Origin of the sequence: Massilia aurea, from assembly GCF_014200505.1 — a bacterium.
Taxonomy (GTDB): Bacteria; Pseudomonadota; Gammaproteobacteria; order Burkholderiales; family Burkholderiaceae_D; genus Telluria; species Telluria aurea_B.
The window spans coordinates 714,187-739,223 of the sequence record NZ_JACHBX010000002.1 but is presented as its reverse complement, the minus strand read 5'-3'; the positions used below and the strand labels follow the sequence as shown (position 1 = coordinate 739,223).

General features: G+C 56.4%; 22 protein-coding genes. 11 read left to right on the top strand and 11 right to left on the bottom strand.

Translation table 11 applies throughout. From position 1 onward, the window contains the following. Positions 1 to 32: 32 nt before the first annotated feature. Positions 33 to 461: a barstar family protein gene (locus HD842_RS12655; protein WP_183554911.1), complete on the top strand. Its 429-nt coding sequence runs from the start codon at positions 33 to 35 to the stop codon at positions 459 to 461. 140 nt (positions 462 to 601) lie between these two features. On the opposite strand, the gene HD842_RS12650 is transcribed toward HD842_RS12655, so the two are convergent. From HD842_RS12650 to glmS, 7 genes are all read right to left on the bottom strand, one after another. Then, complete coding sequence (locus HD842_RS12650; protein ID WP_183554909.1) at positions 602 to 1,498, bottom strand: hypothetical protein; 897 nt, start codon at positions 1,496 to 1,498, stop codon at positions 602 to 604. Between the two features lie 59 nt (positions 1,499 to 1,557). Then, positions 1,558 to 1,893: a DUF6527 family protein gene (locus HD842_RS23855; RefSeq protein ID WP_221290478.1), complete on the bottom strand. Its 336-nt coding sequence runs from the start codon at positions 1,891 to 1,893 to the stop codon at positions 1,558 to 1,560. A 16-nt stretch (positions 1,894 to 1,909) separates the two neighbouring features. Then, positions 1,910 to 3,280: a ThiF family adenylyltransferase gene (locus tag HD842_RS12645; protein WP_183554907.1), complete on the bottom strand. Its 1,371-nt coding sequence runs from the start codon at positions 3,278 to 3,280 to the stop codon at positions 1,910 to 1,912. Beyond that, positions 3,280 to 4,371 (bottom strand): multiubiquitin domain-containing protein, encoded by a 1,092-nt coding sequence (locus HD842_RS12640; protein ID WP_183554905.1) that lies wholly within the window; start codon positions 4,369 to 4,371, stop codon positions 3,280 to 3,282. The genes HD842_RS12645 and HD842_RS12640 overlap by 1 nt, the downstream gene beginning before the upstream one ends. Positions 4,372 to 4,477: 106 nt before the next feature. Next, on the bottom strand, positions 4,478 to 5,029 hold the full coding sequence (locus HD842_RS12635) for a MarR family transcriptional regulator (RefSeq protein ID WP_183554903.1): 552 nt from the start codon (positions 5,027 to 5,029) through the stop codon (positions 4,478 to 4,480). A 9-nt stretch (positions 5,030 to 5,038) separates the two neighbouring features. Then, a complete protein-coding gene (locus HD842_RS12630) occupies positions 5,039 to 6,136 on the bottom strand; it encodes an ATP-binding protein (RefSeq protein WP_183554901.1) in 1,098 nt (365 codons plus the stop codon). A gap of 898 nt (positions 6,137 to 7,034) precedes the next feature. After that, positions 7,035 to 8,864, bottom strand: coding sequence for a glutamine--fructose-6-phosphate transaminase (isomerizing) (gene glmS / locus HD842_RS12625; protein WP_183554899.1), 1,830 nt, complete (start codon positions 8,862 to 8,864; stop codon positions 7,035 to 7,037). A 156-nt stretch (positions 8,865 to 9,020) separates the two neighbouring features. On the opposite strand from glmS, the gene HD842_RS12620 reads away from it, so the two are divergent. Then, positions 9,021 to 9,497 carry an Lrp/AsnC family transcriptional regulator gene (locus HD842_RS12620; protein ID WP_183554897.1) on the top strand — a complete coding sequence of 159 codons (477 nt, stop codon included), beginning with the start codon at positions 9,021 to 9,023 and terminating at the stop codon, positions 9,495 to 9,497. A gap of 134 nt (positions 9,498 to 9,631) precedes the next feature. On the opposite strand, the gene glmU is transcribed toward HD842_RS12620, so the two are convergent. After that, positions 9,632 to 11,008 carry a bifunctional UDP-N-acetylglucosamine diphosphorylase/glucosamine-1-phosphate N-acetyltransferase GlmU gene (gene glmU, locus HD842_RS12615; RefSeq protein ID WP_183554895.1) on the bottom strand — a complete coding sequence of 459 codons (1,377 nt, stop codon included), beginning with the start codon at positions 11,006 to 11,008 and terminating at the stop codon, positions 9,632 to 9,634. Positions 11,009 to 11,033: 25 nt separating this feature from the next. On the opposite strand from glmU, the gene HD842_RS12610 reads away from it, so the two are divergent. The 4 genes from HD842_RS12610 (at position 11,034) to HD842_RS12595 (ending at position 13,563) form a co-directional block, all read left to right on the top strand. Then, positions 11,034 to 11,927, top strand: a complete 894-nt coding sequence (locus HD842_RS12610; protein ID WP_229424738.1) for a DUF6279 family lipoprotein — start codon at positions 11,034 to 11,036, stop codon at positions 11,925 to 11,927. Positions 11,928 to 12,005: 78 nt separating this feature from the next. Continuing rightward, positions 12,006 to 12,680 (top strand): 16S rRNA (guanine(966)-N(2))-methyltransferase RsmD, encoded by a 675-nt coding sequence (gene rsmD / locus HD842_RS12605; protein ID WP_370660831.1) that lies wholly within the window; start codon positions 12,006 to 12,008, stop codon positions 12,678 to 12,680. Positions 12,681 to 12,785: 105 nt separating this feature from the next. After that, the gene (gene coaD / locus HD842_RS12600) at positions 12,786 to 13,286 is read left to right on the top strand and encodes a pantetheine-phosphate adenylyltransferase (RefSeq protein ID WP_183554893.1); all 501 of its coding nucleotides are present in this window, start codon (positions 12,786 to 12,788) and stop codon (positions 13,284 to 13,286) included. Positions 13,287 to 13,302: 16 nt separating this feature from the next. Then, on the top strand, positions 13,303 to 13,563 hold the full coding sequence (locus HD842_RS12595; protein WP_183554890.1) for a YfhL family 4Fe-4S dicluster ferredoxin: 261 nt from the start codon (positions 13,303 to 13,305) through the stop codon (positions 13,561 to 13,563). 615 nt (positions 13,564 to 14,178) lie between these two features. Here HD842_RS12595 and HD842_RS12590 read toward each other — a convergent pair. Then, positions 14,179 to 14,376, bottom strand: a complete 198-nt coding sequence (locus tag HD842_RS12590; RefSeq protein WP_183554888.1) for a hypothetical protein — start codon at positions 14,374 to 14,376, stop codon at positions 14,179 to 14,181. A gap of 138 nt (positions 14,377 to 14,514) precedes the next feature. On the opposite strand from HD842_RS12590, the gene HD842_RS12585 reads away from it, so the two are divergent. Together HD842_RS12585 and HD842_RS12580 are read left to right on the top strand one after the other, a co-directional pair. After that, the gene (locus HD842_RS12585) at positions 14,515 to 15,468 is read left to right on the top strand and encodes a LysR family transcriptional regulator (protein WP_183554886.1); all 954 of its coding nucleotides are present in this window, start codon (positions 14,515 to 14,517) and stop codon (positions 15,466 to 15,468) included. A gap of 220 nt (positions 15,469 to 15,688) precedes the next feature. Then, positions 15,689 to 17,719: a hypothetical protein gene (locus HD842_RS12580; protein ID WP_183554884.1), complete on the top strand. Its 2,031-nt coding sequence runs from the start codon at positions 15,689 to 15,691 to the stop codon at positions 17,717 to 17,719. A 1-nt stretch (position 17,720) separates the two neighbouring features. On the opposite strand, the gene HD842_RS12575 is transcribed toward HD842_RS12580, so the two are convergent. Next, a complete protein-coding gene (locus HD842_RS12575) occupies positions 17,721 to 18,176 on the bottom strand; it encodes an Lrp/AsnC ligand binding domain-containing protein (RefSeq protein WP_183554882.1) in 456 nt (151 codons plus the stop codon). 213 nt (positions 18,177 to 18,389) lie between these two features. Between HD842_RS12575 and putA the strand changes: the two genes are divergently transcribed. Further along, the gene (gene putA / locus HD842_RS12570; RefSeq protein ID WP_183554880.1) at positions 18,390 to 22,049 is read left to right on the top strand and encodes a trifunctional transcriptional regulator/proline dehydrogenase/L-glutamate gamma-semialdehyde dehydrogenase; all 3,660 of its coding nucleotides are present in this window, start codon (positions 18,390 to 18,392) and stop codon (positions 22,047 to 22,049) included. Positions 22,050 to 22,158: 109 nt separating this feature from the next. Further along, on the top strand, positions 22,159 to 23,274 hold the full coding sequence (gene ald, locus HD842_RS12565) for an alanine dehydrogenase (protein WP_183554878.1): 1,116 nt from the start codon (positions 22,159 to 22,161) through the stop codon (positions 23,272 to 23,274). On the opposite strand, the gene HD842_RS12560 is transcribed toward ald, so the two are convergent. Next, on the bottom strand, positions 23,271 to 24,038 hold the full coding sequence (locus tag HD842_RS12560; RefSeq protein WP_183554876.1) for a 5'-methylthioadenosine/adenosylhomocysteine nucleosidase: 768 nt from the start codon (positions 24,036 to 24,038) through the stop codon (positions 23,271 to 23,273). The two genes, ald and HD842_RS12560, sit on opposite strands and share 4 nt — an antisense overlap. A gap of 252 nt (positions 24,039 to 24,290) precedes the next feature. On the opposite strand from HD842_RS12560, the gene HD842_RS12555 reads away from it, so the two are divergent. Then, on the top strand, positions 24,291 to 24,563 hold the full coding sequence (locus HD842_RS12555) for a hypothetical protein (RefSeq protein ID WP_183554874.1): 273 nt from the start codon (positions 24,291 to 24,293) through the stop codon (positions 24,561 to 24,563). The last annotated feature ends 474 nt before the right edge of the window (positions 24,564 to 25,037 follow it).

The following is a 25,037-nucleotide window of genomic DNA, read 5'->3' as shown; positions in this document are numbered from 1 at the left end:
ATATAGGATGTTTGCTACGGGATACGATATCGATGACGACGACCACAAGCTTGCCTGCAGCATCGCCACCGCAGACCCTGATGATCGACGGCGCCAACATCCGGGACATCGCTTCATTCTATGACGAGATCAACCGCGTCTTCATGGTGGGCGAGGATTGGCAGCTTGGCGCCAGCCTGGATGGGCTGGACGACATGCTATACGGTGGCTATGGCGTCTTGCGCGGCAAGTCGCCAGCGATCGTCGTCTGGCAGCAAATGGACAGTAGCCGTATTGCCCTGGGCGTCGAGGCGACCCGCGCCTACTATCTCGCAAAGCTCGAGCAGCCGCAGGTGTTTAAACCTGGCCCGATTCAAGCGGCACTGGCGCGCCTTGGGCAGGGCGGGCCGACGTACTTTGACCTGGTGATGCAGGTGTTTGCTGATCATCCGAACATTACATTGCGCTCGGCTGATCGCTGATGCCTTCTGTAGCCCCGCCACGACAGGCCCTAGTCTGGCCAGCAATTGCCGGGTAGGCGGATGGACATATGCCACTGGACCTTATTGGTAGATGGTTCCCTGCAGACTTCCGAAATGTTAATTTCACTTTCAGGTCGTTTTTAATTCACTATTAACTGATCATTTGGCACTTCTAACCGTTTTTTGGATTTTCCGTCAGCAAGATACAACACGGTCATATTTCCTATTCCTTTCGATAAAATTAGTATTCCATCAAATTTCACATATTGCATTGCTAACGGTTGTGTTTTGGATCTTTTTACTGAAGGGACAAGTGAAGCATACGGCTCCTTAACGAAAATTGTAGCGCTTTCTATTCGAATATTGGCTTGCCGCATAGCACCGTCGAGAAGTTGACCAGTAACGCCACCAAGAAGAATAGGCATAATCAGAATCAGTCCTAAGCTAAGCATCTGCGCTTTGCGCAACTTCTTTATTTTAGCTTGAGCCAAATCTCCATACTCCTCGATTTTAAAAAGAGAATTTTCAGCGAACTCCAAATTTCTTATTTTAGCCCCAGCGGAAATGAAACTAGAATAAAAGAAATACATAGCGATAGACAGAATCGGCAAATTCCAATAGGCACTAGAATTATCTCGACCTAATACCAAAATAAAAAGTACAGCAAAGATAGCGAATATAAAGTACTCTAAACTAAATTTAGCGAAATCGTACACTTGTGATGGGGGACGTGTTTTTCGAAATTTATACAACCAAATATATAATTTTGTCAGCCCCTTACTTACTGGTGACATGACTACGCCTAGAGAGACCAAGCTTACTACAAACAGCACATAGATTATTCCAAAGCAAACAGCCGTTAGCATAAAAAGCAAACCGTCGCCTATCGTTAATCCCTGTGGAAAATGACCAATTCTCAAAAAGTATCCTAGCACGCAAATGCCTCCGGTCAATATTCCAATCTTAGAAAAAAACGTCATGGCTTTTAAAAGCGCTTCTACACTTTTTCCAATTTGCTCAAAATTAAATTTTGACATAAATTAAACTTGTTCCTATTTCCAAATCATCTAACGACTGCAATAAATAGCAAAATAGACTATACCCAGACTATTTTTCCTCGTTTGACCCAAAAGTGTGATCTACAACCATTTTTAAGCCAAATTGATGGATATAAAGTAGGTCGCTCTTTTGAATCTACCGTCATTCTCCAGTGTGGGTCTGCGGCCGTTATCAATAATAGTTCGATTTTTCGATGACATCCACAAGGGCATATAAAGCCAACGCTCCAATCTTCTTTACCGTCACGCACAACAACGAAATTACGCCTTGGCAAGTTAGTGGGGAGAAACTCCCCTTTTGCTACTTCAACATAACGCGTACTCCATAAATCGTTAAAAAAATTCTTCAGACGTAGTAACAGTACTTTTAGCATTTTATGTTCTCAGCAATTAAGCCCCCTTGCTATTGAGCGCTGGCAGTCCAATTAACGGCTCTTGGGCTCCACGCGCAAGTAATGGATTTATGCCTGTGGTAAACCCAGTCTCGGGTATATATTCTTCTTCACCAGCGGCAAAACTAAGCTGCCTCCGCGAATACTTTTTGTTCGAATCATGCCTGAACGGATACATGCGAGAGATAAATTCCAGCATCATGTCGGCCGTCGCTCGCATGTTGAGTGAAATTACCGAAGGGGCCTCTTCAAGCGTACCCTTGATATACCCGTCCTGAACTTCTTGGTCATATTGCTTAGGTGCGGTGCGCTTCAGAAATTCTGCACGCAAGCTAGCTTGTGTGTATACGCCTCTGTCGGCTAGAGTAGGACCACCAGGCCGCACGTAATCGATCCGTGCACACACATCAAGAATAGCGATGTCATCGTCTTTACGACGGGTAGGAATGCATACGCCTACGTCAAACAGAGGAATCAGAAAGGCTGATGCAATTAAATCAGCGATCTGTCTTCCTTCTTTTGAATCCACGCAACAGAAAATGACATCGGCCTGGCTAACCTGCAGCACTGCTTCCCTATCAAAGATAGTTGTCGGAACAGGCACTGATACATCTGGTCCACGATGAGTGGTTACAGCACGTACAAGCACGTCGACTTTTAGTTCGCCGATGTCAGCAATACTTGTATTGAGGATTCGGTTCAGATTTTTTTCTTCGACCTTGTCGTAATCCACCACGATTAAACGACCAAAACCTAGCCGTGATGCCTGCTCCATGCAAATCGATCCAGTACCCGATGCGCCAATCACTGCTGCCGTCAAGCGATGCAATTCGCGCCGCGATTCGGCTCCAAACGCCATGGGGCGTTTGTGAAAGCTTTCGTCTGCCCACCAAAGACGCATGTTGTCATCTGCCAAAGCCACAAGCTCAAGCTTTTGCGGCTTCATATCATCTCGATACACCCTGGCTAACATTTCACCTTGTGGGAGCATGATGGCCGAACCATGAAGTCGGCCAAGAGCCTGAAAGATGCAAGGTATCGTCAACTGGTCGCTGCGATCATCCTGCAGCGAGAATTCGAAGTACCCGCCGGGGTGGGAATGCAAGAGAAGCAAAGACAGATCATCTTCTCTTGCCATGTCGATGGCTTCTTCAATCGCCTTCCCTGGCCATCGTAAAAAGTCCACCTCGCGAATGCAGTTCTCGTGTGGCACAAGCAACAAATCTCGCACCATAAGCCGGAGACGGGGCCCGACACTTCGAGAGCAAAGCAAAACCGCTGCTGCCTCGAGCCCATCTCCAGGGAAGAGGTGCCGAAGCAGTTGCTGATGATGTTCGTTGGTTAGCGCTAGCGTCGATGCAGATGGCATTAGAGAACCTCTTTAATCAAAGCCGATTCGACCAGAGCAATGTGGGTCATCACATTATCAACGCCAGGGCGCCATACTGAGCGGCCGCCGCGGTGACGCGACCAACGCTGATACTGATAACCTTGGATTGTTTCGCAAGCTTCCGTAGCTGCAATTGATACCCCAGTCAATAAGACGCCAGCTGGGAACAAGTAAAACATATCGAGCTGGGCCATCGGATAGGTGGGCGGGACCTCAATCGCCAAGTTGACAAGACTTTGTGTATATCCAGCAGGGAGCTTGTACTTCGGCAGCAAGATCCACTGACGCGCATTATCGATGACGGTTTGCCAGTTAGGGTAGGCACTATCCAAAAAGGCCTCATCGGCCGGCAGCAGGCAAAACTGACGTATGGTCGAAGGTCCCGACTCGCCATTGTCAACGTCCTTTGGCGTCAGGCGAACTTTCTCGATACCAGGCTGGGTCAGATCAATGTCATCATCAAGACTCAGCTCACGCTTATCGTGGCCTTCGACGATGAGGTAGATATGCCAGTCTTGTTCAGTGCTCACACCAGCTAGCTCTAAAGCTTTCCGCACCTTGATTATCGGTGTGTCCACACTCAGAGCCACGCCCTGTACATTCAACTTCCAAGTCGGAGCATGCGTGACCAGATTTTCAACACCACGATGAGACAGATTGAGTTCGTCATTCTCACTCAACAAAACTTCCCCACGCTCCGGGTCAACCAAGAAAATACCTTTGTTCTCGGAAACGGCGGCAAGCGTGCGGATGACCGAGATGGAAATAAGCGATGCCGGCCAATCGTAGCGAACACCATCAATGAGAAAGCGTGAAGAACCCTCGCTTTCAGCCACGATGAAACGGTTAACACCCTCTCGGATATTCACCGTCTCGGTGGGACGAACGTCCTCTAAACCATGCGCAAGCCACTGGAGCACAGTGATCTGGGGCACCGGAGCGAATCCTGCCGCTTCCGCGATTTGCATGCCGGTTGGTTTGTCGTCATTGATACGGACGGAACGCAACGCCAGGTCCAAGCCGCAGACCAAGATATCGCAGGTATCATCTTTGGAGGTATAAGTAGGCATAATTTTCTGCTTCAATGAAGCCGTTTAACATCTAAGGCACCATTGCCCGATGAGCTAGCCTCATGATACCTCACAAGTTCTGGTTAAAGCAAGCTGTTTAACGAGATTATTTGATTGCTTGGTACTTGAACTCTATTCCGCCTGTATCGGCGACGTCCTCGCGTCGAACAATGTACCCCTGTGCAACCAAATTCTTCAGCCTAGTACTTGCATTTTGAACGGAGAGACTCAGATCCTCGGCCGTCTGTGACGCTAGAACTGAGCGATTGGTTAGGACATACTGAACCAACACTTTTGCAGCCGAATTTAGCTCTGGACCAATGATCTCAAACTGATCATCTTTCCATATCACCAACGGCTGCTCTTTCGCCTGCGCGGCATAGTTCCAGTTGTCGATGAGGTCTCTATCACTAATGTCGGTAAGAAAAAACCCCTTCTGGCCTCTAAATTGCTTAGCTACAGCAATCACGCTTTCTCTCGGAAAAGATGCATCAGTAGCTTCGATCCCTGCCAACGATATGCCAAAGATGTCGTAACAAGGTTGAGCTTCGACGAAACTAACTAGCTTGCGAAAGACTTCCTTACCTTCGACGTTTCCGAAGGGGTGGGAGTCGCTAGTGAAGTCACGAAGATTTATCTTTTTGGAATTCTGTTTCATTTCTGTAATTTAACCAGATTTTGGCATATCGTCAAGTAGAAAATCAAAACATATGTGAGTACCTAAGATCTTTGTCAGACCTAAACTATGAGAGAACTTTATTTGTCCGTTCACATAGTTCATTCTCAGCTCAAAGGTTTCTTGACGTACAGATATTTTTGCACTGAACTGCTTAGCAATACCGGCTGAACGCTTCAACCCTAAACCCCGACCATCATCATCAGATTTGCTGAAGCCTCCTTTTAAAAATACTTCAGTCAACAAAGCTACCCGTGGGTCCAGCTTGGAGCTATTTATTTTTCTTAGTAACTCAGGATATTTTTTTTCTAATATAGGCATTAAAGTGCCGACAATTCCAACGCCGCTGTCAGAAATAACCGTTTGAATATGTGGCTTCTTACCTGCGTAAGCTTGAAGTGCAGCAAACCCTGGTCTGGTCGATCCCGAATGCTCATAAACATTTCCAAATAATTCAGATAATACTGTGAAAGCAACTTGGGAATAACTTTTCCCAGCACATACCTCAAAACTCTCCTTTAGGTTTTTTGGAATTTTTCTATCAGGCGAAATAGGATCAATTGAGCGCAGTTCCACAACACTGTTATTATTCCCTGCATAGGTCGTAGCCCTAGATTTCATAGGGCGATATGGTTTTATTTCAATATCTTTTTCTAACTGATCAAAAAGTCCAATCCGGCTGAAATAGCCAATACTCTTTTTGCAATTACTGAAATCAATTGTAACTTTCTTCTTTAATGCACGCAGTTGATTGCAAATAGCCAAGATTCGCGCCAGCGCTTCTAGCAAAATATTGCAGTCCTTGGCAATGACAAACGTAACTGCCGAATGATTCCCATCTAAAACATTCTTGTTAAGCAAAGATTCTTCGAAAATATCAGCAGACATCCAAGAACATTCCATGAATTCCACCTTCAACTCGCTATCAGAGATAAGTGACCACTGATAACCCAAATCTTGTACAAAAATATCTTTATTGTCGTGCAAAATTTTACTAACTGCAGATCTGTCCAAGGACAACTTTTCAGCAATATTTTTAGCTTTTAGTTCTGGGCAAGTACTAAGCAGAATTTGAATTTTATTTAACATTTATTCATTCACCCTGCGATCATGTAATTTCCGGTATTTTATCTGATGTTTTGCTTATTAGTTTGAATTATTGATAAAGGGTATAACACTTCAACAGTGACTCTTTGTAGTGACAATTCGATAGAATTTAAGGCTAATTTTGATCGAATGCCGAGTCTGGTGTTTGAGCAGTGCATCCAGCCTGACAGAGAGCATCTCTGGGGAATAGACGCCAATCTTATAAAAGCGGCAAGTATGCGGTTGTTCAAGTTTGTTCTACCGGATCCGATCGCGAAAATTAATCGCATTTTCGTGCGTAAGTTCTCGCGCATTCATACCGCTGCAAACCATTTTCTGGGTCAATCGAGTCTTTCGAGCTGGTAACTGGTGGCCCGATCGTTGAGTACCTATCCATTTCGATAATTTAACAATAGTGCTAAATTTTATGAACAAGCAAATTTTTTTTCAGCATCATCTAAGATTTGAACCAAAAATTGCCAAAATCCATAGATATATAAGGTGCAAGCGGCATAAGTTCCGATATTCGCGTATTACTAAAATTACCGGATAGAAGACAGTGCACCTCAGAATACTGAAGTTCAAAAATAGTACTACCAATGAATGCCCCCGGATTACCCTCATCCTCTCTTCAGGAAATGCCGGGTATCCCTCTTCTTTGTCATACTTGTCTGACGCAGCAGAAAATGGGCCGAAGGATGGCGTGAGCAGAGGCTGCCACGAAAACTGCCGAACTGCATCCGCCGGCGTCTTTATTAAATGTTAGTGGTTGCCTGAAGCAGAATCAAACCACATAACTATTTTCAATCTCGGCATCACGGGTATCGCTTGTCTCAGATTTTAATCAAATTTTTTTAACTAGAATTGAAATGAAACTGCGGTGCTCAAACCGGTGGGCACCTTATTCCACCGTCACCGACTTCGCCAGATTACGCGGCTTGTCCACATCCGTCCCACGCGCCAGCGCCGTGTGATACGCCAGCAACTGCAGCGCAGCCACGTGCAGGATCGGTGACAGCAAACCGTAGTGCTCAGGCAAACGAATCACGTGCAGGCCATCGCCCGACGTGATGCGCGAATCGACGTCGGCGAACACGTACAGCTGACCGCCACGCGCGCGCACTTCCTGCATGTTCGACTTCAGCTTTTCCAGCAGTGCATCGTTCGGGGCGATCGTCACCACTGGCATTTCTTCGGTCACCAGCGCCAGCGGGCCGTGCTTGAGTTCGCCGGCCGGATACGCTTCAGCGTGGATGTACGAAATCTCCTTGAGCTTCAGCGCGCCTTCCAGTGCGATCGGGTAGTGGATGCCGCGGCCCAGGAAGAGGGCGTTTTCCTTGCGGGCGAAGTCGTCGGCCCAGGCGATGATCTGCGGCTCGAGTGCCAGCACGGCGGCCAGCGCGACGGGCAGGTGACGCATCTGCTTGAGGTGCTCGGCTTCTTCGGCATCGGTCAGGCGGCCATTGACCTGGGCCAGCGTCAGCGTCAGCAGGAACAGGGCGGCCAGCTGGGTCGTGAAGGCCTTGGTCGAGGCCACGCCGACTTCGACACCGGCGCGGGTGATGTAGGCCAACTTGCATTCGCGCACCATGGCGCTCGTCGAGACGTTGCAGATGGTCAGCGTGTGTTCCATGCCCAGGCTGCGCGCGTGCTTGAGCGCGGCAAGGGTGTCGGCCGTTTCGCCGCTCTGGGTGATGGTCACGACCAGCGTGTCCGGATGCGGCACGCTGTCGCGGTAGCGGTATTCGCTGGCGATCTCGACGCTCACGGGTACCTTGGCCACCGATTCGATCCAGTACTTGGCGGTCAGGCCCGCGTAGTAGCTGGTGCCGCAGGCCAGGATCAGCACGCGGTCGATTTTCTTGAACACCGCAAAGGCGCCGTCGCCGAACAGTTCCGGCATGATGCCCGTGACGCCTTCGAGCGTGTCGCCGATCACGCGTGGCTGCTCGAAGATCTCTTTCTGCATGTAGTGGCGGTATGGGCCGAGTTCGGCCGCGCCGGTGTGGGCGTGCACGGTCTTGACTTCGCGCTCGACCGGGCGGCCGTCGACGTCGACGATCCAGTAGCGCGCCAGTTGCAGGTCGACCACGTCGCCTTCTTCCAGATAGATGATCTGGTCGGTCGTGCCGGCCAGCGCCATCGCGTCGGAGGCGACGAAGTTCTCGTCTTTGCCCACGCCGACGATCAGTGGCGAGCCTTGGCGCGCGGCGATCACGCGGTGCGGTTCTTCGCGGCAGAACACGGCGATGGCGTAGGCACCGTGCAGGCGCTTGACGGCTTGCTGCACGGTCTCGAACAGGTCGCCGTTGTACATGTGGTCGACCAAGTGAGCGATGACCTCGGTGTCGGTCTGGCTCATGAAGACGTAGCCCAGGCCCGTCAGTTCAGCGCGCAGTTCGTCGTGATTTTCGATGATGCCGTTGTGAACCAGCGCGATGCGCGCGTTGTCTTCGCTTGGCGAGAAGTGCGGGTGGGCATTGTGCGATGCCGGCGCGCCGTGGGTGGCCCAGCGGGTGTGGGCAATACCGGTGAAGCCTTCCAGATGAGCTTCCTTGACTTGCGCTTCCAGTTCGGCCACGCGCGACGTCGAGCGCGAGCGTGTCAGGCGGCCGTCGAGGTGGACCGCCACGCCGCAGGAGTCATAGCCCCGGTACTCGAGGCGCTTGAGGCCCTCAATCAGGACAGGGGTAATGTTGCGTTTTGCGACTGCTCCGACGATACCGCACATGGCTAACCTCACTTCAAAGATATTCAATGAGTATTATCGTAGAGCAATTACGGTGAAATAAGCGTACAGTGTGCGGTTATATTTGTCATATTATTTCACCACTACGACGCTGTGAAATCTTGTTTCATATAGCAGCATTAAATACTCTTAAATTTCATGCCTATCAATGCTCTCCCTGTCCTTGACGACATCGATCGTCGCATTCTGACCATTCTGCAGACTGACGCATCGCAGACGAACGCACAGCTGGCGGCGCAAGTGCATGTGTCGCCACCGACGTGCCTGCGCCGTGTGAAGACCATGACGGACAGCGGCATCATCCAGCGCCAGGTGGCCATCGTCGCGCCCGACAAGGTGGGGGCGGGCCTGAGCGCCATCGTCGAAATCACGCTCGACGTGCAGGCCGCCGAGCGCATGGCCGAATTCGAGAAATTGGCAGACACGGAAGCTGCGGTGCTGCAGTGCTACCGCGTGTCGCCCGGCCCGGATTTCGTGCTGATCGTGCAAGTGGCCGACATGCCGGCCTACCACGAGCTGGCGCACCGGCTGTTCACCGCGCACGCCAATGTGCGTAACGTGAAGACCTATTTTGCCACCCACCGCAGCAAGTTCGAGACGCGTATCGCCGTTTAATCAGGCATAAAAGTCGCGCGAATACCTGTGGATAACAATGTGGATGACCACAGGGAAGAACATGGGATAAGCTGGGTATTACCCTGTGTTTATCTTGTTCATTTCCTGTGATTAGCCTGTGCGCACTCAGTGGATTACTTCTTGATTTTCACTGGACGCTTCCAGCTGTCGATGGTGATTTGCTTCGATCGCGAGATGGTCAGCTTGCCGGCTGGCGCATCCTTGGTCAGCGTCGTGCCGGCCGCCAGCGTCGCGCCCTTGCCGACCGTGACCGGCGCGATCAGCTGGGTGTCGCTGCCAACGAACACGTCGTCTTCGATCACGGTGCGGAACTTGTTCGCGCCGTCGTAGTTGCACGTAATGACGCCGGCGCCGATGTTGACGCGCGAACCGATTGTGGCGTCGCCCACGTACGCCAGGTGATTGGCCTTGCTGTGCGCGGCGACCGTGCTGTTCTTGACCTCGACAAAGTTACCGATGTGGACATCTTCGCCGAGCGTGGTGCCCGGCCGCAAGCGCGCGTACGGGCCGATCTGCGAGGCGGCGCCGATCGTGGCGTCGTCGATATGGGAGAACGGCTTGATATTGGCGCCCGCGCCCACGGTGGCGTCGACCAGCACGCAGTGCGCGCCGATGCGCACGCCGTCGGCCAGCTCGACGCGGCCTTCGAATACGCAACCCACATCGATCGTGACATCGCGACCGCAAATGAGTTCACCGCGCACATCGATGCGGGCCGGATCCATCAAGGTCACGCCGCGTTCCAGCAATGCGTGGGCAATGTTCAGCTGGTGACGGCGCTCGAGCTCGGCCAACTGCACTTTGCTGTTCACGCCCGCCACTTCCCATTCGCCGGACGGCTGGCTCGAGACGACCGGCACACCGTCGGCCACGGCCTGGGCGACGATGTCGGTAAGGTAATACTCGCCCTGGGCATTGTTGTTGGACAGCGCCGCCAGCCACTTCTTGAGATGGCGGGTTGGAATCGCCATGATGCCGCTGTTGATTTCCTTGATAGCGCGTTCGGCCTCGGTAGCGTCTTTCTCTTCGACGATACGCACGATCTTGCCGTCTTCACGCACGATGCGGCCCAGCCCGAATGGATTGGCCTGCTCGACGGTGAGAATGCCCAGCTTGTCGCTACCAGCAGCCTCGACCAGGCGGCGCAGCGTGGCGACGGTGGTCAGCGGCACGTCGCCGTAGAGCACGATCGTTGGCTGGTCGTCATCCAGTTGCGGCACGGCTTGCATGACGGCGTGACCGGTGCCCTGCTGCGGTTCCTGCAGCGCGGTATCGATCGTGCTGCCGGTGGATTCTGCCACTGTTGCGACCATCTCTGGCACCGCTGCGCCTCCATGTCCATAAATCACGCATAATTTCTGCGGATTCAAGCCACGCGCGGTATCGATGACGTGGCGCAAAAGGGGCTTACCAGCCAGTGGATGCAGTACTTTCGGCAAGGCAGACTGCATGCGTTTGCCCATACCGGCGGCGAGGATCACAACGTTCATAAGCCGTTCTCAAAAAGTTGAATATATGAAAAATTTTAGCATGCGCGATGGCGCGTTCCGACGCGTGTTTGCGCTTCTGCTGCTTGCCATGACGGTCATGGCCGCCGGTTGCAGCTCGATTCGCTTCTCGTACAACCAGGGTGACACTTTACTGTACTGGTGGATGAATTCGTATGTCGACTTCGAAGGTCAACAAGCGGATGTGGCCAAGCGCGATATCAAAGCCGTGTTCCAGTGGCACCGCAAGACGGAGTTGCGTGACTATGCTGCATTGCTGGGCACGTTCAAGCGCCAGCTGGCTGGCAACCCGACCCAGGCCGACCTGCTCGGCGACTACCGCGAAATCCGCGTGCGCGCCGATCGCCTGGGCCAGCGCGCCGTGCCGGAACTGACGACGCTGGCCATGTCGATCACGCCCGACCAGATCACCCACATGGAGCGCAAGTTCAAGGACAAGAACGACGAATACCGTCGCAAGTTCATGGATGGCAGTGTCGACAAGCGCCAGCGTGCCCGTTTCAAGAAGTCGATGGAACAGATGGAACTCTGGTTCGGCAACTTCAGCAGCGAACAGGAGGCGACCCTGCGCCGCGCGTCCGATCTGCGTCCGCTGGACAACAACCTGTGGCTGGAAGAGCGCCAGTACCGCCAGCGCCGCGTGCTGGCCGTGCTGCAAGAGATCCAGCAAAAGAAACTCAACCGCGAACAGACGTCGGCGCGTGTCGCAGGCTTGATGCGGGAATTGTCTGCCCGCATGGACTCGCCGGAACGCAAGGGTTTCTATGACGCCAGCATTGATCACACCACCAAGTTCATCATGACAGCGATCCGGATCGCCACGCCGCAGCAGAAAGCCCATGCGCAGGAGCGTATCCAGGGCTGGATTGGCGACCTTGAGGCGCTGGCTGCAGGTAAATAAGTAAGCCAATAAGTCACTGAAGAAGTACGCAAAGGGCGGCGCACAATCGCATGTAAACCCCATGCTATAGTGCCGCCCATGCACAGAAAGTCCATCAACTCCAAGCCTGCCGGCACCAAGCCGCACGGCGCGCCGCGCATGGCGCAACATCAGGTCCGCATCATCGGCGGCGCCTTCAAACGAACCCTGCTCCCCGTCGTCGACGCCCTTGGCCTGCGGCCCACGCCGGACCGGGTGCGCGAGACCGTTTTCAACTGGATCAATCACCTGCTCGCCAATGACTGGGATGCTGCTACCGTGCTCGACCTGTACGCCGGTTCCGGGGCGCTGGGCTTCGAAGCGGCCAGCCGCGGCGCGGCGTCGGTGCTGATGGTTGATAACCATAGCCCTGCGGTACGCCAGCTGGAAGCAAACCGCGACAAGCTCAAGGCGACCAACGTCACCATCCTGCGCGCGGACGCGTTGACGCTCGTGCGCGACCTGGTCACCCGTGGCCAGCGCTTCGACGTGATCTTTCTCGATCCACCTTACCAGCAAGACTTGCTGGCCAAGACCTTGCCGTTGTGCGCAGCGCTGCTGAACGAGGGCGGCATGGTGTACGCAGAAGCGGAGGCGCCCCTGCTGGCCGAAGGTGATGCGGTACCCGAGTGGCTGGCAGGCTGGGAAGCCGTACGTGCGGATAAGGCCGGCATGGTCTACTATCATCTGCTCAAGCTGCAAGAAAAACAGGCATGCGTTGTTGAAAGGCTGTGAAAACTGCACAGCCATTGGGCAAACCCCGCCCCAGCGTGGGGCGAATGCCGGGTATTTAAGGCATAATGCGCGTTCTATCACGGTGTATTTTTCACAGGAGCCGCAATGGTTGTAGCTGTCTATCCAGGTACTTTCGATCCGCTCACCCGCGGCCACGAGGATTTGGTACGCCGCGCATCCGGCCTGTTCGACCGTCTGGTGGTCGGCGTTGCCGATAGCCGGAACAAGCGTCCCTTCTTCACACTTGAAGAGCGCCTCGAGATCGCCAATGAAGTGCTGGGCCATTATCCGAACGTGCAGGTCGAAAGTTTCTCGGGCCTGCTCAAGGATTTCGTACGCAAGCACGATGCCCGTGTGATCGTGCGCGGTCTGCGCGCGGTATCCGATTTCGAATACGAGTTCCAGATGGCGGGCATGAACCGCTACCTGCTGCCGGATGTCGAAACCCTGTTCCTGACCCCGTCCGACCAGTACCAGTTCATTTCGGGCACCATCGTGCGCGAGATCGCCATGCTGGGCGGCGACGTGTCCAAATTCGTTTTCCCATCGGTCGACCGCTGGCTGCAAAACAAGATCGCCAGCCTGCCCCCAGCACCGGTCGCCTGATTTACCTGGAAGTACCATGGCCCTTCTGATTACCGACGACTGCATCAACTGCGACGTCTGCGAGCCCGAATGCCCCAACGATGCCATTTCGATGGGCGACGAGTATTACCAGATCAATCCGAACAAGTGCACCGAGTGTGTCGGTCACTTTGAAGAACCGCAGTGCCAACTCCTGTGCCCGGTCGCATGCATCCCGCTCGACCCGGCCTGGCGCGAATCGCGCGAAGAACTCCTCATCAAGTACGAACGTCTGACGGCCGACAAAGCCGCCGCCTGACCGTCTCCCTGGCCGACGCCTCCCTGTCGGCTCGCTTCTCCTCCCCTATATCTCTACACCGCCAGCTGGCTTGACCGCTGGCGGCGTTCACTCGCGTAATCAATTCGCGTCGCATCTCGTTTGATCCTCCAACGTTCTACATGGTTAGCTTTATCGATACTTCCAGTAGCAAATTTTCCATCGCCCTTCTTGTTACTTATAGTTTTATTATAATTTACATAGAATGTGAACTTCGTGGAACAGATAATAAATATCGTCTTAAATTCTGCTTCGTCGTTTAATTTTACTCAATTAAGCTTAAATTTATTCTCAATTTTTAATATATAAAATTTTAGCCAAATTCCTCTAAATTATCGCTTAAAGATGATTTCATTAGCGTAAATCGGTCTAAAATCCATTTCTACGCACCTAGAAATTTCTAGATTATGTAATTCTATGTGAACTTTGTCACATTTTGAGGCCGAGAAAAGTTGGGTAACACCAAGTCACCGTTGAAAACATGAGAGTTGGGCGTGCCTTGCCGGAATACAAAGCGACAGGCGAAAAAAAACGCGGCTACCGTGTCCGGTGCCGCGTTTCAGCGAAGGGGAAAAGCAGGTCAGTGATCGATGGTCATCAGGCTGACTTCGACGGCAGGGCCGATTTGCTTGGGCGGGGCCGTACCGTCAGGTACAGCGCGCGGCCAATACCAACCAGCAGAGGACGGAAGAACAGGGCGACTCCGCCGAGCAGGGCGAGATAGATGGTCATGCTGAACAACAGGCTGTAGGGCACCGCACTGGCGGTTTGAACTAGGGTGGCGGTGGAAAACATGATGTACTCGTTCTGTAATTGTGGATAACTCTAGTGCATCGCAACATATAAATCTAATTCCCATCGCTGATGGCACTTATACTGTTTGTGAATGAGTTGAGGTACACTTGTATTCACGACAGTTTTATCCTGAATTCCATGAGCTTTCTGACGCTTGACCTGAATTTGCTGCGCGTGTTCGATGCCGTCATGACCGAGCAAAACCTGACCCGCGCTGCCGGCCACCTGGCCATGACCCAGCCTGCTGTCTCGAATGCCATCAAGCGATTGCGTGAAAGCCTGGGCGACGAACTCCTGATCCGCACCGCGTACGGCGTCAAGCCGACGCCGCGCGCCGAAGCGCTGTGGCCAGCGGTGCGCCAGGCGCTGGCGGCGCTCGAAGCGGCCGTGATGCCGGAAACGTTCGATGTCTCCAAGGCGCAGGCAACGTTCCGGATGGCGATGGCCGACGCGACCGCTGCCCTGTGGCTGCCGTCGCTGATGCGCTCGATCGAAGGCGAGGCGCCAGGCGTGAACATCCGCATGGTGCCGCTGACCACGCGCGAACCGCGGCCGATGCTGCTGCGCGGCGATATTGATCTGGCAGTGGGCTTCTTTCCTGGTGTGGCGGCGCAGTTGTCGTATGAAACGGGCTCGCCGATTCGCCACGAACGGCTGTATTCGGGCGTGTACGTGTGCGTGATGCGCAAGGATCACCCGCTGGCCAAGGAAAAGCTCGATCTCGACACCTATTGCAAGGCAAACCACCTGCTGGTGAGCTTCTCGGGCCGCGCCCACGGCTTGGTGGACGAGGCACTGGGCCAGATGGGCCGCGAACGGCGCATCCTGCTGACGGTGAACCAGTTCTTCACGGCCGGCCGTGTGGTGGCCAACTCGGACCTGATCACGGTGCTGCCGAAGCACTTGCTGGTCTCGACCGGCATGGCCGATGTGCTGATCTGGAAAGAACTCCCACTCCAGCTGCCGGCCGTCCACCTGGACATGCTGTGGCACGAGCGTGATGGCCGCAGCCCGGCGCACCGCTGGCTGCGCAAGAACCTCGAAGGCATGGCAGAAAGCGCTTCTAAAGGCGGCGTGCGCAAGGTCGTCTGATACGTTGTCGCCAAGGATGGCGCAGCCGCGTCATCCCTTCTCTCCTGTACGCCGACCTCCTTGCTTGGTGGCTCTGCCTACCATGCAATTCCCCAATCCGTTTTGCGCGAGATCCGTCAGCGGGTTTGCGCTAGCGCATCCTGAATGATTCGTCACGTTCCAGAATGGGCATGCGCCGTGCATACCGCATACGCACCTACAGGGAGACAGGGAGATGACAATGCGCCATTTATCGACAGGCCAATACGGGGTGTTTGCGATCACTCTGCTGCTCATGCTTGCGCTATCCGGCGGTGCCAATGGCGCTGCAGAGGATGACGCCACTGATACCGAGCGCAGTAGTGGTGACATCTACAGCATCGTCAATCTCGCCGCACCAACGACCTACAACGGCTTTGTCAATGCACATGGTCAGGCTGCATTCGAGTACCTGGGGCCGGACGATCGCACCCAGGTGGCGTTCTTCAATGGCGATCGCATTGTCGATATCAGTCCTCCAGGCAATGACCGTACGTTTGTCGGCGGTCTGAACGAACAAGGCGAGGTGATTTTCAACGCACGCTTCCTTGACGCGCAGAGTCCCGGTGGCCTGCGTTACCAGCCGCTGCGCTGGTCGGCCGCGCGGGGCCGGGTCGTGCTGCCGTCGCTTAATGTGAGCGAATACGCCTCCCTGGACGCCATCAACAAACATGGCCAGATCGCGGGTCTGTCTGCCACGTCCAGCGACAACAGCAGCGTGCGTGCAGTGCGCTGGACGTCGGCAAATCGCCTGTCATCACTGCCCGGCGTCACGGGCTTCGTTCCAGGCGCTGCCTACGGCATCAACGATCTCGATGCCGTCATCGGCTCGGGCAGTGCTGTCAATGGCGGGACGACCACGCTGGTCTGGAACGCAGACGGCCGTCCCACGAATCTGGGAACATTCGGCGCGCGCAGTGCGTTCGGTATCCGCATCAATAATCAGGGCGACGTTCTCGGTTGGCGCATCGTCGACGCTGCAACCCGCGGGTTCTTCTTGTCGAGTCCCGGAAAGCCCGCAGTCAGCATCAATGCCGCCTATCCCACGACACTCAATGAAACGGGCGAGGTCATCGGCGCCGTGCGGGGCCCGACCACGAGCGAGTTTCGCGCTTTCCGGTATTCGCGTGCGCGGGGTTTTCTCAGTCTGCACCCGGCGGGCATGTTCACGTCCGAGGCCAACGCACTGAATGATGATGGCGTGAGCGTGGGCCTGGTCCGCTCCGGCATGCTCGACGAAGGCCGCGCCTATCGCTGGTCGCGCACGGGCGTGGCAACCGATCTCAATCTGCGCCTGCAGAACTCGCCAACAGGGTTGGTGCTCACCGAAGGGCTTGGTATTGCAGCCAACGGCGACATCCTGGCCCAATCCAACGCCGGCCTGGTGTTTCTGTGTCGTGGTGGCAGCGGTACCGATGCGCCGGTGCTGGGTCCGATACAAATCCCGGCGCTGCGCCAGAACGAGCTTGCCAGGCTCACGCTGTCATTTCGCGACCGCAATGCAAGCGATACCCACACTGCCACCATTGACTGGGGCGATGGCAGCGGGCCGCTGCCGGCGGTCGTGCGCGAGCGTAATGGCACCGGCACAGTGCTGGCTGAACACAAATTTGGCGTTGCAGGGGATTACCGCGCGACCGTGATCGTCACCGATTCGGCGCGCAGACGTACGACGATGTCTGCGTCCGTCCGGGTCGGCTTCACCGACGGCGCGCAACTGGTCGGCGAAGGGATGCTCCAGTCGGCTGCGGCCCCTGGTAGCGGTGTCTATTCGCCTGCTGCCAGAACAGCCTTCCGGCTGGCAGCGCCACTCGCGCTCAAGACAGCTGCTGGCACGCCGTTCGTGTTTCGTCTGATGGGCAGCACGTCATTCAAAGGCGAGACGCTGGATCGGATCACGCTCGACGGCAACCGGGTCAGGCTGGAAGGCACGGGGCAACTGTCCAATCGCCCGGGCTACCGCTTCGTGATCGATGCGGTGGCGGGGGAGGGCGACGCGCTGACCAGCGCCAGCAGGATGGCAGTGCGCATCGAAGAAGCGAATAGCGTGGGCGCGATGCGCAAAGTCATGTTTGAAGCCGGCCGCGACGGCGCTATGCCGCAGGATCTCACTCAGGCCGCCGGTCAGGCCGCCAGTCAGGCCGCGCAAGCATCACCTGCCGCCCTTCTGTACCGCGGCGCACTACGCATGACCGGCCAGACCAGCAAAACCGGCCAGGCTGGGCAGCCATAACTCAGCGAATCGGCAGCTTGGTGGAGTTTTTCACTTCTTCCATCACCGCATAGGTGTGCGTCTCGCGCACACCTTTCTGCAGCAGCGTTTTGCCCAGAAATTCGCGGTAAGCGGCCATGTCTTTCACGCGCGCCTTGACCAGGTAGTCGAAGCCGCCCGCCACCATATGGCATTCGAGCACTTCGGGAATCATCTGCACGCTCTGCTTGAAGGCATCGAACACTTCAGGCGTGGTGCGGTCGAGCACGACTTCGATGAAGACCAGCAGCGACACGTCCAGCAACTGCGGGTTGAGCTGGGCGGTGTAGCCCATGATGTAACCTGATTCGTGCAGCTTGCGTACACGTTCAAGGCAGGCAGCCGGCGACAAGTTGACGCGCGCCGCCAGTTCGACGTTGCTGATGCGGCCGTCGTTCTGCAATTCGGCCAGAATCTTTTTGCTAATCTTGTCCAGCATGCTACATCTCCTTGTAAATTTTATTTGGTCAGATTGTCGCATCAAAAACTATCTATTGCCAGTATCGGTTAAATCCAGAATAAATCCAGAAGAAATCCTTCTACAATCGAATCATTTCCACCAAGTTCCAATCTGCGCCGGCTGTTGCTTACAGCACGGCGCTTTTGCTGTGCGGTGGCCCTCGTTGTGTATTTTTCTTTTGACTAGATAGCCATGCAGATTGCTGCTCACCCGGCCTCCACCTTCGTTCCGTTCGACGCCCTTCACGCTGAAATCAAGCGCGACCAGACTCCCCTGCGCGCCGCCATCACGGCCGCCTACCGCCGCGATGAAACTGAGGCGGTACAGTGGCTGCTGGTCCAGGGTTCCGGCGCCAGCCACGATGCCCAGGCCCTGGCGCACCGCCTGGTCGCCGCCGTGCGTGAAAAACGCACCCGCTCGTCGGGCGTGGACGCCCTGATGCATGAATTCTCGCTGTCATCCGAAGAAGGTGTGGCATTGATGTGCCTGGCCGAAGCACTGCTGCGCATTCCGGACAGCGAAACGGCCGACCGCCTCATCGCCGACAAGATCAGCAAGGGCGACTGGCGCAAGCACCTGGGCGAATCCCCGTCGCTGTTCGTCAACGCAGCCACCTGGGGCCTGCTCATCACCGGCAAGCTGGTGTCGACCAATAGCGAGCAAGGCCTGGGCTCGGCGCTCACGCGCATGATCGCCAAGGGCGGCGAACCGCTGATCCGCAAGGGCGTCGACATGGCGATGCGCATGCTGGGTAACCAGTTCGTCACCGGCCAGACCATCGACGAGGCACTGAAAAACAGCCGCGAGAACGAAACGCGCGGCTATCGCTATTCGTACGACATGCTGGGTGAAGCGGCGCTGACCGAACTCGATGCGCAACATTATTACGCGTCGTACGAGCAGGCCATCCATGCGATCGGCAAAGCCTCGAATGGCCGCGGCATCAAGGACGGTCCAGGCATCTCGATCAAGCTCTCGGCACTGCACCCGCGCTACAGCCGCGCGCAGTCGGCGCGCGTGATGGACGAACTGCTGCCGCGCGTGCGCAGCCTCGTGCTGCTGGCCAAGCGCTACGACATCGGCATCAATATCGACGCCGAAGAAGCGGATCGCCTCGAGATCTCGCTCGATATGCTCGAGGTGCTGGCGTTCGACCCCGAGCTGGCCGGCTTCGAAGGTATCGGCCTGGTCGTGCAGGCTTACCAGAAGCGCTGCCCGTACGTGATCGATTATGTGATCGACCTGGCCAAACGGAGCGGCCGCAAGTTCATGGTGCGGCTGGTCAAGGGCGCTTATTGGGACGCCGAGATCAAGCGCGCCCAGGTGGACGGCATGCCCGGCTATCCGGTCTACACGCGCAAGGTGCACACCGATGTGTCTTACCTGATCTGCGCGCGCAAGCTGCTCGGCGCGTCCGACATTCTGTACCCGCAGTTCGCCACCCACAATGCGCATACGCTGTCCGTTATCTACACGTGGGCGCGCCTGGGAAACATCAGCAACTACGAATTCCAGTGCCTGCACGGCATGGGCGAGACGCTGTACGACCAGGTCGTGGGCAGCAAGAACCTCGACAAACCGTGCCGTATTTACGCGCCGGTCGGTTCGCACGAAACGCTGCTGGCGTACCTCGTGCGCCGCCTGCTGGAAAACGGCGCCAACTCGTCGTTCGTGAACCAGATCGTCGACGAGAGCGTGGCCATCAACACCCTGATCACCGATCCGTTCGAGGTCGCCCGCGCCAGCGGCGGCAAGCCGCATCCGGCAATCGCGCTGCCGGTGGACATGTTCGGTACGGAGCGCAAGAACTCCGCCGGCATGGACCTGGTCAACGAAGACATTCTTGGCGTGCTGGCGGGTGGCCTGTCGCAACAGCGCCGGCACGTCGCCGCGCCCCTGACCGCAGCAAAGGTCGACGCCGGTCCGCTCGCCAACGTGGTCAACCCGGCCCAGTCGGCCGATATCGTCGGCCTGGTGCAGGAAGCCTCGCGCGCCGATGTCGATGCCGCGCTGGCAGCGGCCAGTGCCTTTGCCGGCGAGTGGGCCGCCACCAGCACGACCGAGCGCGCCGCGATTCTGGAACGCACCGCCGACCTGTTCGAGCACCATGGTGTCGAGCTGATGGCCCTGGCCGTGCGCGAAGCGGGCAAATCGCTGCCGAACGCGATTGCCGAACTGCGCGAAGCGGTCGACTTCCTGCGCTACTACGCGGTGCAGATCCGCGCTGTAACTGGAGTCCAGGCAAACGTCCAGGCGCTGGGCCCGGTCAGCTGCATCAGCCCATGGAACTTCCCGCTGGCGATCTTCACGGGGCAGGTCGCGGCTGCACTGGCCGCCGGCAACGTGGTGCTGGCCAAGCCGGCCGAGCAAACGCCGCTGATCGCCCACCGGGCGGTGGAGCTGTTCCTCGAGGCCGGCACGCCGCGCGCTGCGCTGCAACTGCTGCCAGGCCGCGGCGAAGTCGTCGGCGCCGCGCTGACGGCCGACAGCCGCATCAAGGGTGTGATCTTCACCGGCTCGACCGAAGTCGCGCAGCTGATCAACCGCACGCTGGCCAAACGCGCCGAACAGGAAGGCATCGACATTCCGCTGGTGGCCGAAACGGGTGGCCAGAACGCGCTGATCGTCGATTCGTCGGCGCTGCCCGAACAGGTGGTGGGCGACGTGTTGAGTTCGGCCTTCGATTCGGCTGGCCAGCGTTGCTCGGCGCTGCGCGTGCTGTTCCTGCAGGAAGACATCGCCGACAAGACCATCAAGATGCTCAAGGGCGCGATGCAGGAACTGCGCGTGGGCAGCCCGGATCGCCTGGCCACCGATATCGGTCCGGTCATCGATGCAGAAGCGCAGCGCAACCTGCTGGCGCACATCGAACGCACGAAGGCCACCGCGCGCAGCCACTTTGCGCTCGAGCTGCCAAGCGCCATCACCAGCTGTGGCACGTTCGTGCCGCCGACGGTGCTCGAGATCGCGTCGCTGTCGGAACTCAAGCAAGAGGTGTTTGGCCCGGTCCTGCACATCGTGCGCTACCGCCGCGCCGATCTGCCAAAGGTGATCGCGTCGATCAATGCCACGGGCTTTGGCCTGACGCTGGGCGTGCACTCGCGCATCGATGAAACGATCGACTACATCGTCAACCATGCACACGTCGGCAATATCTACGTGAACCGCAATATCGTTGGCGCGGTCGTCGGCGTGCAGCCGTTCGGTGGCGAAGGCAAATCCGGTACTGGTCCGAAAGCCGGTGGGCCGTTGTACATCAAGCGTCTGCAGCGCGGCGCGGCGCCATTGATGGACCATGTCCGTCAGGCTGACGTTGCGCTGGAAGCGCTGATCGGCTGGCTGCGCACGAACGGCCAGCAACCCGTGGTGGCACTGGCCGAAGGCTATGCGCGCACGTCGTTGAATGGCGTGGCGATCGACTTGCCGGGGCCGACCGGCGAGCGCAATCGCCTGTCGTTCACGCCGCGCGGCGTCGTGCTGTGCGCATCGGGTACGCCGGCAGGTCTGCTCAATCAAGTGGCAGCTGCGCTGGCCACTGGCAACCGCGCACTGGTGCTGACCATGTCGCCGGAGGCGATCCCGGCCAACCTGCCGCAGGCGGTCAAGGAGCGCGTGCGCTTCATTGGCAAGGACGAAGTCGATGCGGGCGAGTTCGCGATCGCCCTGGTCGAATCGGGCCTGGCCGGCTCGCTGCGCACGCAGCTGGCGGCGCGCAGCGGCGCCATCGTCGGGGTGGTCGATACCGAACCACTGGCAGCAGTCGATCTGTGGCGGCTGGTGGCCGAACGCGCCGTCTGCGTCAATACGACGGCGGCTGGGGGTAACGCCAGCCTGATGACGCTGGGCCTGTAATTCACACTACATCGGCGACTTCGGTCGCCGATGTGCTTTCTAACCCGCATTCACGTCAGGAGCAGTAACAGCAGTTGCAGGAACCACACCAACAACAAGGAGACTCACCATGCTTGTAGGCGTTCCAACCGAAATCAAGAACAACGAATACCGCGTCGGCCTCACGCCGGCGTCGGTGCATGAACTGGTGGCGCAAGGCCACCAGGTGCTCGTCCAGCAGGGCGCCGGCAGCGAGATCGGCTTGCCCGATGCGCAGTACGTCGCGGCCGGCGCCAGCATCGTGGGCAGCGCGCAAGAGGTGTTTGCGCAGGCCGCCATGATCGTCAAGGTCAAAGAGCCCCAGGCGGCTGAATGCGCGATGCTGCGCGAAGACCAGATCCTTTTCACGTACCTGCACCTGGCGCCAGATCCCGACCAAACGGCGGCGCTGGTGCGGTCAAGAGCCATCTGCATCGCCTATGAAACTGTCACCGGGCCTGGCGGCGGCTTACCGCTGCTCGCGCCGATGAGCGAAGTGGCAGGGCGCATGTCGATCCAGGCGGGCGCTGCGCATCTGGAAAAATCCCGGGGCGGCATGGGCCTGCTGCTGGGTGGTGTGCCGGGCGTGGCCGCGGGCCACGTCGTCATCATCGGCGCCGGCGTGGTGGGCGCCAATGCCCTGCAGATGGCGGTCGGCACGGGCGCACGGGTGACGGTGCTCGACAAGAACCTCGATCGCCTGCGCCAGCTCGATCTGGTCTATGGCAACCGTATCGCCACGCTGCATTCCAACGCGCAGGCGCTCGAAGAAGCCGTGCTGTCGGCGGATCTGGTCATCGGCGGGGTGCTGGTGCCGGGCGCCGCAGCGCCGAAACTCGTCACGCGCAGCATGGTGTCACGCATGAAGCAGGGCGCGGTCATCGTCGATGTGGCGATCGACCAGGGCGGCTGCTTTGAAACGTCCCACGCTACCACCCACGCCGATCCAACCTTCGTCGTCGACGGTGTCGTGCATTACTGCGTTGCGAACATGCCTGGTGCAGTGGCGCGCACATCCACTTTTGCGCTGAACAACGCCACGATCGGCCACGTGCTGGCGCTGGCCGGCAAGGGGTGGCGGCGCGCGTTGGGGGATGATCCCCATCTGCGTCATGGCCTGAATGTTTGTCAGGGCAAGGTCACGTTCGAAGCCGTGGCGCAAGCACTTGGCTACGACTACATGCCGGCCGAGTCGCTGCTGGACTAGAGCGGCGCTGCTGCCAGATCCCGGCACAGGCGCCGGGTGATGTGGAATGCGTACTGCGCGGCCACTGTCTTCACGAAGCCCATGAAGTCGTGCGCCGCGTGTTCGTTGGCGTTGTCCGAAATCGCGCGGATGACGGCAAACGGCACATTCAGTTCGTGACACACCTGCGCCACTGCAGCGCCTTCCATCTCCACCGCAACCAGGCCTGGCAGCGCGGCATTCATCGCATCGATCTTCACGGCTTCATGCACGAACAGGTCACCGCTGGCAATCAGGCCACGGTGTACGCGCGGCTGCGTCAAGCCGAATTGTTCACGGTCAGCCTGAGCGATTGCATGCGTCAGGTCTTCGTCCAGGAATGCATGCGCGGCACTCGACACCCGCAGCGATAGCCTGGCGTCCGGCTGAAAATGCGTTTGCCCCGTCAATGGCACCTCGAAACGGGGGAACAGGGGACTGGCATCCATGTCGTGCTGGACCAGCGATTCAGCCACCACGATGTCGCCAACCCGGATCGACGCATCCCCGGCGCCAGCCACGCCCGTGAACAGGATGTGGGTAACTCCGAACTTCTCCACAAGCGTTGTCGCCGTCATAGCGGCAGCAACCTTGCCAATTCGCGACAGAACGCACACGGCGTCGATTTCCCACAGCTGTCCGAGAAAGTACTCACGCTTGCCGTGGATGAGCGTGGAGGGCCCTTGCAAGGCTTCCACGAGCCCTGCCTGTTCTTCGTGCAACGCGCTGATGATGCCTAAAAGCATTTTTTTTGCCGGGCCGTTGTGCATAAGCGCCGGATTGTACACAGCATTGTCAGCCATTGGAGACAAATTTACTGGCCTGGTTTTTCGTTCTGCAAAACGCTTTTTTTTTGGCTGCGCTGTTATTTGCTTATTTAATTAAGAGAGTTGTATACAAAATAGTAGTAGTAAGTAAACGCACGATTTTCTGTGGATAAGGTGCGTTTACTGAACAGAATCAGCGCGTTAAGTCCTGTTTTTTACGCGGGACAACACATGCGCGAGTCACGCATGGATCGTGGACAACAATTTGGTTGTCGCCAAAAGCCGGGGTTCTGCACAGTTGATGCTGTGGATATGCAGGCGCTTGTCCACAGGACCTTTGCGCCTGGACGCTGGTTGTCAGTGATCGACGCTGACTGGCAATCTCAAATTGCTGGCGGTTTTGTGCCCACGTTCTTTTTTTTGAAAAACGCTTTTAGAACGATGCTCAGTCGAGCTTCTGGCGAAAGATGTACAGCGCGCGAGTTATCCAGTTTGTTTACTTAAAAGCTTGTATACAAAATAGTAGTAATAGTAAACGTGGCCGATTGTGTGGATAAGCTTGGATTTTTCCACAACTTCAACGGTTTAGGCGATTTGAAACTGGCTGGAGAACCCTGGTGCTGACGGTGCAGCGATGGTGGACAGATTTGCCGACGATTGAAAAAAACGGGCTTTTGCACATTCCATCCTGTGGATATGCATTGGGTTCTCCACAGACCTGAAAGCGTGTTTGCAATGACCGCGTTGTTTCGATCTGCCACGGACAGAATTTTTTTTTTGAAACAGGCATCTCAGGTTTACAACCAATAACTGTATACAACATTGGTAGTAATAAGTAAGGGTGGCCACTTTCTGTGGACAACCCGGTTAACGAGAACAAAATCATCGACTTACACTGCGTATAAGGCAGTGCACTAGTCACCCGGCTTCATGGTGGCAAATCTGGACAAGATTTTTGCTTGTGTACAAAAGCGGAGT

What these genes read in the sequence shown, in the direction of transcription:
- HD842_RS12655 (WP_183554911.1), top strand. Translation starts at nt 33, where the DNA reads ATGACGACGACCACAAGCTTGCCTGCAGCATCGCCACCGCAGACCCTG.
- HD842_RS12650 (WP_183554909.1), bottom strand. Translation starts at nt 1,498, where the DNA reads ATGTCAAAATTTAATTTTGAGCAAATTGGAAAAAGTGTAGAAGCGCTT.
- HD842_RS23855 (WP_221290478.1), bottom strand. Translation starts at nt 1,893, where the DNA reads ATGCTAAAAGTACTGTTACTACGTCTGAAGAATTTTTTTAACGATTTA.
- HD842_RS12645 (WP_183554907.1), bottom strand. Translation starts at nt 3,280, where the DNA reads ATGCCATCTGCATCGACGCTAGCGCTAACCAACGAACATCATCAGCAA.
- HD842_RS12640 (WP_183554905.1), bottom strand. Translation starts at nt 4,371, where the DNA reads ATGCCTACTTATACCTCCAAAGATGATACCTGCGATATCTTGGTCTGC.
- HD842_RS12635 (WP_183554903.1), bottom strand. Translation starts at nt 5,029, where the DNA reads ATGAAACAGAATTCCAAAAAGATAAATCTTCGTGACTTCACTAGCGAC.
- HD842_RS12630 (WP_183554901.1), bottom strand. Translation starts at nt 6,136, where the DNA reads ATGTTAAATAAAATTCAAATTCTGCTTAGTACTTGCCCAGAACTAAAA.
- glmS (WP_183554899.1), bottom strand. Translation starts at nt 8,864, where the DNA reads ATGTGCGGTATCGTCGGAGCAGTCGCAAAACGCAACATTACCCCTGTC.
- HD842_RS12620 (WP_183554897.1), top strand. Translation starts at nt 9,021, where the DNA reads ATGCCTATCAATGCTCTCCCTGTCCTTGACGACATCGATCGTCGCATT.
- glmU (WP_183554895.1), bottom strand. Translation starts at nt 11,008, where the DNA reads ATGAACGTTGTGATCCTCGCCGCCGGTATGGGCAAACGCATGCAGTCT.
- HD842_RS12610 (WP_229424738.1), top strand. Translation starts at nt 11,034, where the DNA reads ATGAAAAATTTTAGCATGCGCGATGGCGCGTTCCGACGCGTGTTTGCG.
- rsmD (WP_370660831.1), top strand. Translation starts at nt 12,006, where the DNA reads ATGCACAGAAAGTCCATCAACTCCAAGCCTGCCGGCACCAAGCCGCAC.
- coaD (WP_183554893.1), top strand. Translation starts at nt 12,786, where the DNA reads ATGGTTGTAGCTGTCTATCCAGGTACTTTCGATCCGCTCACCCGCGGC.
- HD842_RS12595 (WP_183554890.1), top strand. Translation starts at nt 13,303, where the DNA reads ATGGCCCTTCTGATTACCGACGACTGCATCAACTGCGACGTCTGCGAG.
- HD842_RS12590 (WP_183554888.1), bottom strand. Translation starts at nt 14,376, where the DNA reads ATGTTTTCCACCGCCACCCTAGTTCAAACCGCCAGTGCGGTGCCCTAC.
- HD842_RS12585 (WP_183554886.1), top strand. Translation starts at nt 14,515, where the DNA reads ATGAGCTTTCTGACGCTTGACCTGAATTTGCTGCGCGTGTTCGATGCC.
- HD842_RS12580 (WP_183554884.1), top strand. Translation starts at nt 15,689, where the DNA reads ATGCGCCATTTATCGACAGGCCAATACGGGGTGTTTGCGATCACTCTG.
- HD842_RS12575 (WP_183554882.1), bottom strand. Translation starts at nt 18,176, where the DNA reads ATGCTGGACAAGATTAGCAAAAAGATTCTGGCCGAATTGCAGAACGAC.
- putA (WP_183554880.1), top strand. Translation starts at nt 18,390, where the DNA reads ATGCAGATTGCTGCTCACCCGGCCTCCACCTTCGTTCCGTTCGACGCC.
- ald (WP_183554878.1), top strand. Translation starts at nt 22,159, where the DNA reads ATGCTTGTAGGCGTTCCAACCGAAATCAAGAACAACGAATACCGCGTC.
- HD842_RS12560 (WP_183554876.1), bottom strand. Translation starts at nt 24,038, where the DNA reads ATGCTTTTAGGCATCATCAGCGCGTTGCACGAAGAACAGGCAGGGCTC.
- HD842_RS12555 (WP_183554874.1), top strand. Translation starts at nt 24,291, where the DNA reads ATGCGCGAGTCACGCATGGATCGTGGACAACAATTTGGTTGTCGCCAA.